General features: G+C 49.9%; 10 protein-coding genes. 5 read left to right on the forward strand and 5 right to left on the reverse strand.

The genetic code is table 11. The features are described 5' to 3' along the window. Positions 1-65 precede the first annotated feature (65 nt). Entirely contained in the window at positions 66-3,623 is a 3,558-nt protein-coding gene (gene nifJ / locus DW096_RS03830; RefSeq protein WP_005826291.1) for a pyruvate:ferredoxin (flavodoxin) oxidoreductase, read from the reverse strand. 41 nt (positions 3,624-3,664) lie between these two features. Then, positions 3,665-4,843, reverse strand: coding sequence for an ATP-binding protein (locus DW096_RS03835; protein WP_005826292.1), 1,179 nt, complete (start codon positions 4,841-4,843; stop codon positions 3,665-3,667). A 128-nt stretch (positions 4,844-4,971) separates the two neighbouring features. Here DW096_RS03835 and DW096_RS03840 point away from each other — a divergent pair, with 128 nt between their 5' ends. After that, the gene (locus tag DW096_RS03840; RefSeq protein ID WP_118931046.1) at positions 4,972-6,180 is read left to right on the forward strand and encodes a hypothetical protein; all 1,209 of its coding nucleotides are present in this window, start codon (positions 4,972-4,974) and stop codon (positions 6,178-6,180) included. On the opposite strand, the gene DW096_RS03845 is transcribed toward DW096_RS03840, so the two are convergent. Then, positions 6,164-7,621 (reverse strand): glycoside hydrolase family 10 protein, encoded by a 1,458-nt coding sequence (locus DW096_RS03845; protein WP_227212859.1) that lies wholly within the window; start codon positions 7,619-7,621, stop codon positions 6,164-6,166. The genes DW096_RS03840 and DW096_RS03845 overlap by 17 nt on opposite strands. Positions 7,622-7,743: 122 nt before the next feature. On the opposite strand from DW096_RS03845, the gene DW096_RS03850 reads away from it, so the two are divergent. Genes DW096_RS03850 through DW096_RS03860 form a run of 3 tightly spaced genes read left to right on the forward strand, consistent with a single transcriptional unit; the run spans position 7,744 to position 9,909 of the window. Beyond that, on the forward strand, positions 7,744-9,174 hold the full coding sequence (locus DW096_RS03850) for a carbon starvation protein A (RefSeq protein WP_008663941.1): 1,431 nt from the start codon (positions 7,744-7,746) through the stop codon (positions 9,172-9,174). Beyond that, positions 9,174-9,395, forward strand: a complete 222-nt coding sequence (locus DW096_RS03855; RefSeq protein WP_005826297.1) for a hypothetical protein — start codon at positions 9,174-9,176, stop codon at positions 9,393-9,395. The genes DW096_RS03850 and DW096_RS03855 overlap by 1 nt, the downstream gene beginning before the upstream one ends. Before the next feature lie 25 nt (positions 9,396-9,420). After that, a complete protein-coding gene (locus DW096_RS03860; protein WP_044467944.1) occupies positions 9,421-9,909 on the forward strand; it encodes an outer membrane beta-barrel protein in 489 nt (162 codons plus the stop codon). Positions 9,910-10,117: 208 nt separating this feature from the next. Here DW096_RS03860 and DW096_RS19380 read toward each other — a convergent pair whose 3' ends face one another. After that, the gene (locus DW096_RS19380; protein WP_044467943.1) at positions 10,118-10,300 is read right to left on the reverse strand and encodes a hypothetical protein; all 183 of its coding nucleotides are present in this window, start codon (positions 10,298-10,300) and stop codon (positions 10,118-10,120) included. A 112-nt stretch (positions 10,301-10,412) separates the two neighbouring features. Between DW096_RS19380 and DW096_RS03865 the strand changes: the two genes are divergently transcribed. Continuing rightward, positions 10,413-11,591 (forward strand): energy transducer TonB, encoded by a 1,179-nt coding sequence (locus DW096_RS03865; RefSeq protein ID WP_120028791.1) that lies wholly within the window; start codon positions 10,413-10,415, stop codon positions 11,589-11,591. 99 nt (positions 11,592-11,690) lie between these two features. Here the strand turns inward: DW096_RS03865 and uvrA are convergent, their stop codons facing one another. Next, complete coding sequence (gene uvrA, locus DW096_RS03870) at positions 11,691-14,474, reverse strand: excinuclease ABC subunit UvrA (RefSeq protein ID WP_117703680.1); 2,784 nt, start codon at positions 14,472-14,474, stop codon at positions 11,691-11,693. Positions 14,475-14,479 lie beyond the last annotated feature (5 nt).

The following is a 14,479-nucleotide window of genomic DNA, read 5'->3' on the forward strand; positions in this document are numbered from 1 at the left end:
TTAAAAACAAATAGAGACTACGCCTTATTCAGGAGCAGCCTCTATTCTTTATTTAGTAATCGGAATTACTCTGTAACTTCAGCGCCCCAATTTTCTTTGGAAAGACGCTTGTAGCTGTTGTAACGCCATTTAGCGTTTTCTTCAGCAGCCTTGAACAGCTCGTCGGCCTCCTGCGGATATTGCTTCATTACGGATGCGTAACGAACTTCACCCTTCAGGAAGTCTTGGAATCCGCTCCAATCCGGTTCCTTGCTATCCAGCGTGAACGGATTCTTGCCTTCAGCCTCCAGAGCCGGGTTGTAACGCCACAAGTGCCAGTAACCGCACTTAACGGCCTTTTCTTCCTCTGCCTGGCTCTTGCCCATACCTGCCTTCAGACCGTGGTTGATACACGGAGCGTAAGCGATGATGAGTGACGGACCGGGATATGCTTCTGCTTCACGGATAGCCTTTAAAGTCTGAGCCTGGTCGGCACCCATAGCGATTTGGGCAACGTATACGTAACCGTAAGTAGTAGCCATCAGACCGAGGTCTTTCTTGCGTACACGCTTACCGGCAGCGGCAAACTTGGCGATAGCGCCTACCGGGGTAGCCTTGGAAGACTGACCGCCTGTGTTGGAGTAAACCTCAGTATCCAGTACGAGGATGTTGACATCCTTACCGCTTGCGATTACATGGTCGAGACCACCGTAACCGATGTCGTAAGAGGCACCGTCGCCACCGATAATCCACTGGCTGCGTTTTACCAGGTATTGAGACAGACTGGCGATAGTCTTGCAGCTGTCGCACTTGTCTTTGGCAGCTTCTACCATCGGAATAATCTTTTCAGCCAGTTCCTTGCTCTTGTCTGCATCGTACATGTTTTCAATCCAAGCCTGGAATACTTCTTTGTATTCAGCCGGAGTTCCTTCTGCTGCGATGGCATCTTCCATAGCCTTCACGATACGTGCGCGCATCTTTTCGTTGGCAAGCTCCATACCCAGACCGAATTCGCAGAAGTCCTCGAACAATGAGTTAGCCCAAGCAGGACCGTGACCCTTTTCGTTCTTGGTATAAGGAGTAGAAGGTACTGAACCGGAGTAGATGGAAGAACATCCTGTTGCGTTGGCTACCATTTCGCGGTCACCGAACAACTGGGAAATCAGCTTCACATACGGAGTTTCACCACAACCGGAGCAAGCACCTGAGAACTCGAACAACGGAGTGGCGAACTGAGAGTTCTTCACGTTGGCCTTGATGTCAACCAAATGTTGTTTGCTCTTCACGTTTTCAGCACAGTAGGTCCAGTTGGCAGCTTCCGGCAATTGGCTTTCGAGGTGTTTCATAGTCAGAGCCTTGCCACCCTTCTTCGGGTTGCCCGGACAAACATCGGCACAGTTGCCGCAACCCAGACAGTCGAGAACGTCTACCTGAATACGGAATGTCATGCCGTCGAATGCTTTACCTACAGCCTTCAGTTGAGTGAAGTTGGCACCCTTCTGCTCTTCAGCATCGAGTACGAACGGACGGATGGAAGCGTGAGGACAAACGTATGCACACTTGTTACACTGGATACAGTTTTCAGCGTTCCACTCGGGTACGAATGCAGCTACACCACGTTTTTCATATTTGGCAGTACCTTGTTCCCAAGTACCGTCTTCAATACCCTTGAAAGCGGATACCGGCAATAAGTCACCGTCTTGTGCGTTGATAGGACGAACCACTTCGTTGATGAATGCAGGATCGTTGTTTTCAGCCTTGGCGTCGTCTGCCAGATTGGCCCAAGCCGGGTCAACGGTCAGTTGCTTGTATTCGCCGCCACGGTCAACTGCTGCGTAGTTCTTGTTGACAACGTCTTCACCCTTCTTGCCGTAAGACTTAACGATGAATTTCTTCATCTGTTCTACAGCCAGGTCAACCGGAATAACGCCGGTGATACGGAAGAATGCGGATTGCAGGATGGTGTTGGTACGGTTGCCCAAACCGATTTCCTGTGCAATCTGGGTTGCATTGATATAGTAAACAGTGATATTGTTCTGTGCAAAGTACTTCTTCACCTTGTTGGGCAGGTTCTTGGCAAGCTCTTCGCCTTCCCAGATGGTGTTCAGCAAGAAAGAGCCGTTCTTACGCAAGCCGCGGGTTACGTCGTACATGTGCAGGTAAGCTTGAACGTGGCAAGCCACGAAGTTAGGCGTGTTTACCAGGTATGTAGAGCGGATAGGAGTATCACCGAAACGCAGGTGCGAGCAGGTGAAACCGCCTGATTTCTTGGAGTCGTAAGAGAAATAAGCCTGGCAGTGCTTGTCGGTATTGTCACCGATAATCTTCACAGAGTTCTTGTTGGCACCTACTGTACCGTCAGCGCCCAAACCGTAGAATTTGGCTTCGAACATGCCTTCGCCGCCCAATGCGATTTCTTCTTCCTGGGGCAGAGAAGTGAAGGTAACGTCGTCCACGATACCGATAGTGAAGTGGTTCTTCGGCATCGGCATAGCCAGGTTCTTGTAAACGGCGAGGATTTGCGCGGGAGTAGTGTCCTTGGATCCCAAACCGTAACGGCCGCCTACGATAACCGGAGCATTCTCTGCACCGTAGAAGCAGTCTTTTACGTCGAGGTACAACGGTTCGCCGTTAGCACCCGGTTCTTTCGTACGGTCCAGTACGGCAATCTTCTTGGCAGTCTTGGGAACGGCGGCAAGGAAGTGCTTGGCAGAGAACGGACGATACAAGTGAACGGCAACCAAACCTACCTTTTCGCCATTGGCAACGAGGTGGTCGATAGCTTCGCGGGCAGCTTCCGTTACAGAACCCATGGCGATGATAACGCGTTCTGCATCTTCTGCACCGTAGTAATCGAACAAACCGTACTTGCGGCCTGTGATTTTGGAAATCTCGTTCATGTATTCCTCAACGATAGCCGGAACTGCTTCATAGTAGTTGTTGCAAGATTCACGGTGTTGGAAGAAGTGGTCGGGGTTTTCGGCCATACCACGGGCAACCGGGTTCATCGGGTTCAATGCACGTGCGCGGAATTCAGCCAAAGCTTCCTGGTCGATAAGCGGAGCGAGGTCTTCGTTCTCCAACATTTCAATCTTCTGGATTTCGTGAGAAGTACGGAAGCCGTCGAAGAAGTTCATAAACGGAACACGGGCCTTGATGGTGGCTAGGTGGGCAACACCTGCCAAGTCCATAACTTCTTGTACAGAACCTTCGGCCAACATGGCAAAACCAGTCTGGCGTGCAGACATAACGTCCTGGTGGTCACCGAAGATACACAGTGCATGGCTTGCCAATGTACGTGCTGATACGTGGAATACACAAGGCAGGAATTCACCGGCAATCTTGTACATGTTCGGGATCATCAGCAACAGACCTTGTGAAGCTGTGTAAGTAGTAGTCAGCGCACCGGCTTGCAGAGAGCCGTGGACGGCACCTGCAGCACCACCTTCTGACTGCATTTCCTGTACCAATACTGTTTCGCCGAAGATGTTCTTGCGACCTGCGGCAGCCCATTCGTCTACGTATTCAGCCATCGTAGAAGAGGGGGTGATGGGGTAGATGGCAGCTACTTCGGAGAACATATACGAGATATGTGCAGCAGCCTGGTTACCATCACAAGTAATGAATTTCTTCTGTTTAGTCATAACTAAATTGAATTATTTATTTAAGTAAAAAAATCTCTCTCTTAATACAAGAAACCGAATAACCAGAGAGGTATTTGGTTGCCTCGGCCTATTTCTGCCTTATGCAGTACATAAGTAACTCCCGGATTATTCTTTATCTTTGTTCCTTCCGGACAAATCTTGAAAGGCATCACCTCATCTACCATGAACGAGATGTTCTTGTCGCCCTTGTTCACCTTGTGGTCCTTCCACATTGTGTTGGCAAAGAAAGTGTCCAGTACGTCTTGCTCTTCCACCTTGACGGGATAGATGGAATACATCAGATTTGAATTGTGCATCATTATCTTCGACGGCTTCTTGGGGAATTCTTCTCCCTTCGGATAGACCATATTGATGAGTCGTGCGTCTGCCAGATACTTGATGTAATTCATTACTGTGGCGCGGGAGGTCTGTATGTCGTTTGCCAGTTGGCTGACATTCGGCGCTTTCGGCCCGTCCACGGCCAACAAATATAGTAATTTCTTTATCTTCGAAAGGTATTTCAGCTCAATTTGTTTGATGAGCAGGATGTCTACTTCCACCATCATGTTCATTGTCTTGAGCAGATTCTCCGAGAAGTTACGCTTTTCGAGGAAGAAAGGGTAGAAGCCGTGGTGCATATAGTCCTGCATGTAGTCCAATGGACGTACTTTGGAGAGGATGCCTTTGGCTATCTGTTCGTGGTTGCTCAGGATTTCTTCCAACGGATAGGCATGGAACTTCATGCCCGTCTGCAGGTTCAGGTATTCGCGGAAGGAGAAGCCGCGCAGGTTGTAGCTCTTCACGATGTCGCGCAACTCCATATTCTCCTCTTTCAGACGCATCACGGACGAGCCGGTGAACACGATTTTCAGGTTGGGGAAGCGGTCGTAGCACATACGCAGTTCCTTGCTCCATTCCGGGTACTTGAATACTTGGTCTATCAACAGCACTTTTCCTCCGCGGCGCTGGAATTCGGCGGCGAACTCCACGATGCCATGTCCGGAGAAGTAGAAGTTGTTCATGTTGATGAAGAGGCAGGAGCGGTCTGTGCCGAATTTCTCTTTGGCATATTGCAGCAAGAAAGTAGTCTTACCTACGCCTCTTGTGCCTTTGATACCGATAAGACGGTCATTCCAGTCTATTTCGTCCATTAGGTCGCGGCGTACGGGGGCATTGGTATGCTCTACGAGATAAGCGTGTGTACGGTAAAATGCTTCCATGCTTTAAATTCGGTTTATCGGGCGACAAATATACGGCTTTTTTATAGATTTGCAAAGTAGAGATGGCAAAATATTATATAACTTTGCACTCTCATACAAAACGTGAGTAATTGGTTAACATTTGAAAGATGAAACTTTATGTGTTCAATCCTGATGCAGATATGGCATTGGGAAATAATGAAGAAAATTATATGGCGCCCGCTACCATCCGCCGTATGGCTGAAGACTTGGCTTTGTTGCCGATTTGGTATGCCCAGCCGGGTAGTGGGGTACTGGCCTCTTCCGCCTATAATGCAGATTATCTGAAACAGATGCAACAGTTGTTCCGGCTGGATGTGCATTTGGTGACAGAGCCGGAGCTACCCGATTATGCTGATGTGCGGGTAATGCCTTGGGGATGGAACCCCGCTATCCGTAAACGGATGTTGAAAGGCGGTGTTCTGGAAAAAAATCTTCCTACGCCGGATGCTTTGGATAAATATCGTATGAAGGCTGCCCGTAGTAACGCTTTGGCTTTTCGCGCACTTTTCTATTTCAATAAAATAGATTATACTTGTGGTGACGGTTGTTGCTTGGTGGAGGCTGATGGTAGAATGACGGATATCTCTCCGGATATTGTTGATCGTTACAAGGAGGGATGTGTGTTCAAATCACTTTGGTCGGGAAGTGGAAAGGGATTGTGTTGGTGCCGTCATGGCTTTACGAAAAATGTTTCCGATTGGTGTAGTAGGGCGCTGAAAGAAAATAGAGGTTTTGTGATGGAGCCTATATTTGATAAGGTGGAAGACTTTGCCATGGAATTTTATTCGGATGGTCGGGGAAAGCTTCTTTTTGTCGGCTATTCCCGTTTTGTTACGGATGACAAAGGGGCATATCGTGGTAATATCCTTACTTCGGATGAGCAAGTGGAGGAATGGATTCAGCAATATGTACCCTTTGAAGCATTTGTACGCATACGCAATATGATGCAGAAAGCATTGGAAACGAGTTATGCTACATCTTATATGGGTTTCTTGGGTGTGGACATGATGGTCTGCCGTCAGAAGGAAGGGCATCCGTATGCCATCAACCCCCATGTCGAAATAAATCTACGGATGAATATGGGAATCGTTTCCCATGTGCTTAGTGAGCATTTCATTGTCCCCGGTGGGGAGGGACGTTTTTCCATTGATTGCTTTCCGACCCATGAAGCTTTGATGGAGCGGCATGAGCAGGATGTGCAAAGCTATCCGCTGGTGGTGAAGGACGGCAGGGTTGTTTCCGGCTATCTGCCTCTGGTACCGGTCACTCCGAAGAGCCGTTACCGGGCTTTTGTCTGTGTCACTGCTGCTGAATAGCTTCGCTTTCGTTTCCGCAACGGTCTATGGCTGTCACGGCAAAATATTTTCGGGCAGTCCACGGGCGGATGGGGGCATAGGTATATTCCGTGCCTTGTACTCGTTGTGCCAGGATATTCTCCGGATTGGAGGTATCTACGGGATAGGTGTCCGAACCGTAGATTACATACATCGGAGCATTCCGCTTGTCATTGTCCGTGGCGGGTTGCCAGCTTAGTTTCCAATAGCCGTTTTCCGGTGTTTCCACCGTGAGTCCGGAGGGAGGTGTAGGAGCTGCATTGTCTATCCACGGCATGGCGGGTTGCAGGGCCGGGGCGGTATAGAAGTCTTCTTCCAGCGCATCATAAAGCCCTTGCGTATTGTCCATCAGATACTTCACACGGTAGTGTGCCTCCCCCGCCAGACCGTGGGCGCGGATAAAGTGCATCTGCCGTTCAATCTCGTCCAGCGTCCAGTTCCCTTCGCTGGGGTCGAGGAAGTAGATGCCCAGACCGGGAATGATTTGGCGTCCGTTACTTTGTTCCTGCCAGTCGAGGGCAAAGGGATAGAAATGATTGCCACGGAAATAGAGCATCGGATAAATCTGGTCCTGGATGCCCTCGCCCAGCCAACCCTGCACGTCTTGATAGACGGTGTGGAAGGCATTCCAGCCACGGGAGGGGTAGCGGGAAGTGTCTTTGTATTTTCCTACCGGGCAGGTGCTGACCTTTACCCAGGGTTTCATGGCTTTTACACCTTTATATATATAGCGTACTATTTCCGTCAGGTTGTCTCTGCGCCATTGGGCAAGGCTGCGTCCTTTGCTGTATTTGCGGTAGTCGTAGCTGTCGGGAAAACGGGGGGCGTTTTCCGGATAGCGCAGGTAGTCGAAGTGTATCCCGTCTACATCGTAGCGTTCCACCACTTCGCGGACAAGGCTCATCAGGTACTCTTTGGTTTGCGGATGTCCGGGATTCAGGAAGTATTCGCGTTTGTAGGGTACGCAGATGGCGCGTTTCTTTTTGGTGACGGACTCTTTACCGAGGGCGGCTACATGCTTGCGGTTGCCCAGAGGGATGGTCACCATCCAGGCATGGCACTCCATACCGCGCTTGTGGCATTCGGCTATGGCAAAAGCCAGCGGATCGTAGCCGGGGTCGCCGCCCACCTTTCCGGTCAGTATGGAGTTGTAGGGCTCGATGGCTGATTTGTAGAGGACATCTCCCCGTGTACGGGTCTGGAACAGTACTGTGTTGAAATTGGCGGCTTTCAGTCTGTCCAATATTTCAATCAGTTCGGCCTGTTGCTTGCGGATGCCTTCGGGCGAAGTGGTGCGTGTCTGCGGCCAGTCCAGGCCATAGACGGCAGTTATCCAGGCGGCACGCACTTCATGCTTGGGCGGTTGCGCAGCCAGTGGCAGCAAGACGGCCATATATAGTAAAATGGAAATAATTCGTTTCATTTTTCTCTTTTCTTCTTTATTTCTGTCATATTTCTCGGCGAAGATAAGCAAAACACCCGATTATTTTGTGCTGTTTACTTGGAAACTGTTACATTTGCATACATTAAAGATATTAACACGCCATGATTACATTTACGCTTTGCCTGCTGGCGTTGATAGCCGGCTATTTTATCTACGGACGCTTCATAGAACGCGTCTTTGGTCCCGATGACCGCAAAACACCCGCCCTTACCAAAGCCGATGGTGTGGATTACATTCCACTGCCTACTTGGAAAATCTTTATGATACAGTTTCTCAATATTGCCGGGTTGGGACCTATCTTCGGTGCCATCATGGGAGCTAAGTTCGGTACGGCATCCTATCTGTGGATTGTACTTGGCAGTATCTTTGCCGGTGCAGTGCACGACTATCTTGCCGGTATGCTCTCCTTGCGGCATGACGGGGAAAGCCTGCCGGAAATCATCGGACGCTATCTGGGGCTGACCACCAAGCAGGTGATGCGCGGCTTTACCGTCATCCTGATGATATTGGTGGGAGCTGTCTTTGTGGCAGGGCCGGCCGGACTGCTTGCCAAGTTGACCCCCGACAGCTTGGATACCACCTTCTGGATTATTGTTGTTTTCGCTTATTATATCTTTGCCACTTTGCTGCCGGTAGATAAGATTATCGGTAAGATATACCCACTGTTCGCCGTTGCCCTGCTGTTCATGGCGGTCGGTATTCTGGTAATGCTTTACGTCAACCATCCTGCATTGCCGGAGATATGGGACGGATTGCAGAACACGCATCCCGATGCGGTTGCATTGCCCATCTTCCCCATCATGTTCGTCAGCATTGCCTGCGGTGCCATCAGTGGCTTCCATGCCACGCAGAGTCCGCTGATGGCACGTTGCATGACAAGCGAGCGCCACGGACGCCCCGTTTTCTATGGGGCAATGATAACCGAAGGCATTGTAGCCCTGATATGGGCTGCCGCCGCCACTTATTTCTTCCACGAGAACGGGATGGGGGAGACGAATGCCTCTATCATTGTAGACGCCATTACAAAAGACTGGCTGGGTGCCGTAGGTGGCGTATTGGCCATTCTGGGTGTTATTGCCGCGCCTATTACCAGTGGCGACACGGCTTTCCGTTCAGCGCGCCTCATTGTGGCGGATTTCTTGGGAATGGAACAAAAATCCATGCGTCGCCGTTTATATATATGCATCCCGATGTTCCTGGTAGCCATTAGCTTGTTGCTTTACAGCCTGCGGGACAAGGATGGATTTGATATGATTTGGCGTTATTTTGCCTGGGCCAATCAGACTCTGTCCGTCTTTACGTTGTGGGCCATTACGGTCTATCTGGTACGCGAGAAGAAAGGACGTTATTATTACGTCACCTATTTCCCGGCATTATTCATGACGGCTGTGTGTACCACTTACATCTGCATTGCTCCCGAAGGTTTCGGGCTCGGTCCGAATTATGCGCTGGGCATAGCCTTGATAGCTGTTGTGCTGGCTGCTATTTGGTTTAATATTTGGTATTTTAAGACGACTAAAAAACTTTGGTAATGAAGAAAATCAAGAAATCTACCGGGCTCACGTTGGCCCTGCTTATTTACGTTTCTGCTACTGCCGCTTATTTCCTTCCCCGCAATACGGAAATCAGCGATACTGAGAAGTATGTCACCGTAGCTGCTTCGTACCTCATTGTATTTGTGCTGTGGCTGGTGCTTCGCAAGAAGGAGGCGCTGCAACGCAAGCGATTCGAAGAAGACAATAAACAACATTGATTATTTACTCAAAAAACAGAACAAGATGAAAAAACTGGCATTATTCGTTTGCTTGCTTGTTGTCACAGTGGCAGCTCAGGCACAGTTTGAAAAAGGTAAGTGGATTTTGAACCCGTCCATCACCGGTTTGGAATTTTCTCATGACACGGGAACCGACAAGACAAGTTTTGGCCTTGAAGCCAAGGGAGGTGCTTTCCTGCTCGACAACATCGCCTTGCTGGTGCATGCCGGGGCTGCTTGGAATACCGGAGGGTCTGACCTCGATGTCTATACGCTGGGTGTAGGTGGACGTTATTATTTCGACAAGATTGGCGTGTATCTGGGTGCCGATGTCAATGTGGACCGTTGGGATTGGGGACACGATTTGGATGATACCAAGTTCTCTTTCGGTCTGGAAGCCGGTTATGCGTTCTTCCTGACGCGTACGGTAACCATTGAGCCTGCTGCTTATTGGAACATTAACGACGACCGTTCTAAATTTGGTCTGAAAGTAGGTTTCGGATTCTATTTCTAATCTCATTTTGCTACTACCACAGAGTTTGTTTTTGCAAAACATCTGTCATGCTATCACGCGGAGGGGTATATTCTATTGATTACAAATACCTTACCGCGTGATAGATAGGCGTGATAGATAAGAATCGTTACACTTATCTGTCACGCCCATTTCGTTTCCATTTCAATTGTACTGCATACTTCTTTCATTGGCGCTATTATCTTAGTTATCAGTTCTTTCCTACTGCAAAGTTCTGCACGCTTTTTGCAGTGTCACTGCATGAGGCTTGCAGTAGCTCTGCAATACGGTTGCAGTCGTACTGCAATGGGCGTGCAGCAGCACTGCAAAAGGAATGCAGTGACTTTGCAGTGGCGATGCAGTGTCTTTTAGCCGTAATCTTTTCTATTCTCATACCGTTATTACATGTATTCCTAATATAGTCTTATGAGATTAGGGGTTCTATTTTTGATTATGATTGCGAAAATGAGTATATTTGATGCTATGGACTTGAAATACAAAATGCTATGAACAGAGTTTGTTTTCTCCTATTGCTTTGTTGCCTTTCATCCTGCAAGATGAATAAGACGGAACGCGTAGAAATGCCTGAAGATTCTGTAGATACGGTAGGGTTAGACCGACGGTTGCAGGAAAAATCAGTGAGCGATAGCCTCAAGATAGGGCTCGTGGATGACGGTGACTGCTTGCAAAAACAATTGCTTGCCATTCACGACGAACTGAGAAAGCGGTTGGAAAACACAACCTACACACACATCCGGAGGAATGTGACCGGATATGGGGTGGGGATGCATTGCATAGATATAGATTTGATTGTGAATACTCCTGAAAAACGGAAAGAGTTCCGGGAGGAGATAATGGACTCCCCCGTTTTCTGTTTTCATGGTGTAGAAGTCCCCGTCATCAACGAGAGAGTAGGCAGGAATCATATTCGTGGCATCCATATCCGTCCCGAATATCCAGTCTTTTCAACGAAAGCGCCTCATGCGACATTCATCCTCAGCAATCACAGTGGCGGAGATTTGACCTGCGGCGAGCATTACTACCTGACGTTCGAAGACGAAAAAGGTACCTGGCGGGAATTGCCGATAAACGCTGCCTTTTGGGACATCGCCTATGTGCTGCGGGATGGGGAGGAAAGGGTTATGAAAGCCTCTCTTTATCCGGATGTGCATCCCAACAAGCCGGGACGCTACCGTTACTTTTATGAGATAACCATCAGGAGGAAACCTGTCTTGATGATGACTGAGTTCAGATTGACGGACAATGAGGAAGAATGGAGAACGGCGGAAAAGACATCTCTTCCCCCTTATATTTCGGATGCAGGGAAGGGCGGAAGCCCACAATTGATAACGGAAGAGCCAATGGAGGAACCGGTCTATAAAGTAGTGGAAGTGATGCCCGAGTTTCCGGGAGGTATGAAAGCCTTAATGGATTTTATTCAAAAGAATATCCGTTATCCGGAAGAAGCCCGTAAGAATGGCATTCAGGGAAGAGTTGCTGTCAGCGTGGTGATTGACGAGAATGGTCGTGTGACGGACCCCGTTATTATGCGCAGCAGGTATCCTGCCTTGGATGAGGAAGCATTACGGATTGTAGGATTGATGCCACAATGGAAACCGGGAATGCAGCAGGGTAAAGCCGTGAAGGTGGAATTTTCTTTTCCGGTTACTTTTAAATTGGAGTAGTAGCACCGGTAAGATTAAGCACAAAGACACGGAGGCATAGAGTTTTATTCTTTTTCCTTGAATTTAATATCTCTGTGTCTCCGTGCCTCTGTGTTCTATTTAAGGAAGCGAGGGGTGTAATTTCTCTTGCAAGAATTGTCCCGTATAACTTGCCGCACACTTCGCCACTTCCTCCGGTGTACCGGTAGCTACGATGTTTCCTCCTTTGTCCCCTCCTTCGGGCCCCAGGTCTATCACATGGTCCGCACACTTCACCACATCCAGATTATGTTCGATGATGACAATGCTGTGCCCGCGGCGTATCAGGGCATCGAAGGCTTCGAGCAGTTTCTTGATGTCATGGAAGTGTAGTCCGGTGGTCGGTTCATCGAAGATGAACATGGTCGGGTCTGCTTTCTCCTGGCTGAGGTAGAAGGCGAGTTTCACGCGCTGGTTCTCTCCACCGGAGAGGGTGGAGGAGGCTTGCCCCAGTTTGATATATCCCAAACCTACATCCTGCAAGGGTTGCAGCTTCTTCACAATCTTTTTCTGTCCGTGTTGCGTAAAGAATTCGATGGCTTGGTTTACGGTCATCTCCAATACGTCGTAGATATTCATGTCGTGGAACTTCACTTCCAGCGTGTCCGCCTTGAAGCGTTTGCCGTGGCAGGATTCGCATTCCAGTACAAGGTCTGCCATGAATTGCATCTCCACCGTGATGGTGCCTTCACCCTTGCATTCCTCGCAACGGCCGCCTTCGCTGTTGAAGCTGAAGTATCCGGCACTGTATCCCATCTGCTTGGCAAGCGGTTGGTCTGCCCATAGTTTACGGATTTCATCGTAGGCCTTGATGTAGGTCACGGGGTTACTTCTCGATGACTTCCCGATAGGATTCTGGTCAACAAACTCTACATTGCGCAGGTTCTGCAAGTCTCCTCCAATGGAAGTGAACTCGCCCGGACGTTCGTTGCATTCGTCCAACTCCCGTTTCAAGGCGCGGTAGAAGATGTCGCGTACCAGCGTACTCTTGCCCGAACCGCTGACACCGGTGACTACGGTCATTACATTCAGCGGGAACCGTGCCTCTACACCCTTCAGGTTGTTTTCGCGCGCGCCTTTTATTTCTATGTAGTTGTTCCACGGGCGGCGGTGTTCCGGCAGGGGGATGGTTTCTTCGCCCAGCAGATAGCGCACGGTATAGCTGTCACTGTCTTTCTGAAGGTCTTTCATATCTCCTTGGTAGACGACCTCCCCTCCCAGGCGGCCTGCCCGGGGACCGATGTCGATGATATAGTCGGCAGCGCGGATAATCTCTTCGTCGTGTTCCACTACCACTACCGTATTGCCCAACTGTTGCAACTGGCGGAGCACGTGTATCAGTTTGTCCGTATCGCGGCTATGCAGGCCGATGCTCGGTTCGTCAAGAATATACAGACTGCCCACCAGGCTGCTGCCCAATGAAGTGGCAAGGTTGATTCGCTGGCTTTCACCGCCGGAGAGCGAGTTGCTGAGGCGGTTCAGCGTGAGGTATCCCAAACCGACATCCAATAGGAATTGGATGCGGCTGTTGATTTCTGTCAGGATGCGGCGGGCTATGTCGGCGTCATGCGGGTCCAGCTGCAGGTTGTCGAAGAAGAGCTTCAACTCAGTGATGGGCAAGTCCACCAGTTCGGAGATGCTGTGTCCTCCTACACGTACATAGCTTGCTTCGGGCTTCAGGCGGGTGCCGTGGCATTTGGGGCAGAGCGTCTTTCCGCGGTAGCGTGCCAGCATCACACGGTATTGTATCTTGTACTGGTTTTCCTGCACCATCTTGAAGAAGGCGTTGATGCCCTCGAAGTAGGGTGTCCCTTCCCACAGCATCCGGCGTTGCTCGTCGGTCAGTTCATAATAGGGAGTGAAGATGGGGAAGCCGGCTTTCTCGGCTCCGTGTATCACCATATCCCTCCATTCGCCCATCTTTTCGCCCCGCCAGCATACGACGGCTCCGTCATAGACGGACAAGGAACGGTCGGGTATCACGAGATGCTCGTCGATGCCGATGACCCGTCCGAATCCCTCGCATACGGGGCATGCGCCGATGGGAGAGTTGAAGGAGAACATCTGGTCGTTCGGTTCTTCGAAGGTGATGCCGTCTGCCTCGAACTTGGTACTGAAACGATAGAGGCAGGTACTCCCGTCGGGCTGGTAGAAACGCAGCAGGCAGGCGCCGTCTCCTTCGTACATGGCTGTTTCGGCCGAGTCGGTGAGGCGGCTGACGGAATCTTTTTCTGAAGAGGCTGTCATACGGTCAATCAACAGAAAAACGGTGTCTCCGGTTTTTGGCTTGTATTCGTCGATGCGCATCATTTCACCGTTCACTTCCAGACGGGTGAAACCTTGCTTCATGTCTATCTCCAGTTGTTGTTGCAGCGTGCGGTCTTCGCGCAGTAATATCGGAGCGAGCACGGTATACCTGGTCCCTTCCGGATGCTCCAGCATGCACTTCACGATGTCTTCTGCCGAGTGTTTCTTCACTTCCTGTCCGCTGACCGGGCTGAAGGTTTTCCCCACGCGTGCATAGAGCAACCGCAGATATTCGTATATTTCAGTGGAGGTACCCACGGTGGACCGTGGGTTACGGCTGCTTACTTTCTGCTCAATGGCAATGGCAGGTGGAATCCCTTTGATGAAATCGCATTCAGGCTTGCTCATACGTCCCAAAAACTGGCGGGCATAACTGCTCAAGCTCTCCACGTAGCGGCGCTGCCCCTCGGCATATAATGTATCGAAAGCAAGTGAGGATTTTCCGGAACCGGACAGTCCGGTGATGACTACGAGTTTGTTACGGGGAATCTCTACGTCAATGTTCTTGAGGTTATTGACACGGGCTCCCTTTATGATAATCGATGTATTTTCTGCCATATAAA

The organism is Bacteroides sp. AM07-18, assembly GCF_003602695.1.
In the GTDB taxonomy this organism is placed as follows: Bacteria; Bacteroidota; Bacteroidia; order Bacteroidales; family Bacteroidaceae; genus Bacteroides; species Bacteroides uniformis.

What these genes read in the sequence shown, in the direction of transcription:
- nifJ (WP_005826291.1), bottom strand. Translation starts at nt 3,623, where the DNA reads ATGACTAAACAGAAGAAATTCATTACTTGTGATGGTAACCAGGCTGCT.
- DW096_RS03835 (WP_005826292.1), bottom strand. Translation starts at nt 4,843, where the DNA reads ATGGAAGCATTTTACCGTACACACGCTTATCTCGTAGAGCATACCAAT.
- DW096_RS03840 (WP_118931046.1), top strand. Translation starts at nt 4,972, where the DNA reads ATGAAACTTTATGTGTTCAATCCTGATGCAGATATGGCATTGGGAAAT.
- DW096_RS03845 (WP_227212859.1), bottom strand. Translation starts at nt 7,621, where the DNA reads ATGAAACGAATTATTTCCATTTTACTATATATGGCCGTCTTGCTGCCA.
- DW096_RS03850 (WP_008663941.1), top strand. Translation starts at nt 7,744, where the DNA reads ATGATTACATTTACGCTTTGCCTGCTGGCGTTGATAGCCGGCTATTTT.
- DW096_RS03855 (WP_005826297.1), top strand. Translation starts at nt 9,174, where the DNA reads ATGAAGAAAATCAAGAAATCTACCGGGCTCACGTTGGCCCTGCTTATT.
- DW096_RS03860 (WP_044467944.1), top strand. Translation starts at nt 9,421, where the DNA reads ATGAAAAAACTGGCATTATTCGTTTGCTTGCTTGTTGTCACAGTGGCA.
- DW096_RS19380 (WP_044467943.1), bottom strand. Translation starts at nt 10,300, where the DNA reads ATGAGAATAGAAAAGATTACGGCTAAAAGACACTGCATCGCCACTGCA.
- DW096_RS03865 (WP_120028791.1), top strand. Translation starts at nt 10,413, where the DNA reads ATGAACAGAGTTTGTTTTCTCCTATTGCTTTGTTGCCTTTCATCCTGC.
- uvrA (WP_117703680.1), bottom strand. Translation starts at nt 14,474, where the DNA reads ATGGCAGAAAATACATCGATTATCATAAAGGGAGCCCGTGTCAATAAC.